The sequence below is a fragment of the Paraburkholderia sp. CNPSo 3076 genome (assembly GCF_026343935.1).
Taxonomy (GTDB): Bacteria; Pseudomonadota; Gammaproteobacteria; order Burkholderiales; family Burkholderiaceae; genus Paraburkholderia; species Paraburkholderia nodosa.
In genome coordinates, this window is sequence record NZ_JAPMAL010000137.1 from 1 (window position 1) to 679 (window position 679).

Sequence of the window (679 nt, forward strand, 5' to 3'; positions counted from 1 at the left end):
ACCGTCATCCCCGACGGATATTAGCCATCAGGATTTCTTTCCGGACAAAAGTGCTTTACAACCCGAAGGCCTTCTTCACACACGCGGCATTGCTGGATCAGGCTTGCGCCCATTGTCCAAAATTCCCCACTGCTGCCTCCCGTAGGAGTCTGGGCCGTGTCTCAGTCCCAGTGTGGCTGGTCGTCCTCTCAGACCAGCTACGGATCGTCGCCTTGGTGGGCCTTTACCCCACCAACTAGCTAATCCGCCATCGGCCACCCCAATAGCGCGAGGTCTTGCGATCCCCCGCTTTCATCCATAGATCGTATGCGGTATTAATCCGGCTTTCGCCGGGCTATCCCCCACTACTGGACATGTTCCGATGTATTACTCACCCGTTCGCCACTCGCCGCCAGGATTGCTCCCGCGCTGCCGTTCGACTTGCATGTGTAAGGCATGCCGCCAGCGTTCAATCTGAGCCAGGATCAAACTCTTCAGTTCAATACCTGTTACTGTTTTCGGTCTCTCTCGAGACCGGTCGCTCACTCAAAGCTGACAGGTTCTGAATAAATTCAAAAACCTGACTTACTTTAGTGTGAGACTCTTGATACTTTTGCTGCTCCCGATATCGCTCCGAAGAACCACATCAGGCCGCCACCGCATCAAGCGCCCACACTTATCGGCTGTAAATTTTTAAAGA

Annotated in this window: 1 rRNA gene; it reads right to left on the reverse strand. The window is 53.6% G+C overall.

Annotation, left to right across the window (positions count from 1 at the left end):
- Positions 1-480: ribosomal RNA gene (locus M3A49_RS42400) — 16S ribosomal RNA — on the reverse strand; the annotation flags it as partial.
- Positions 481-679: the final 199 nt, after the last annotated feature.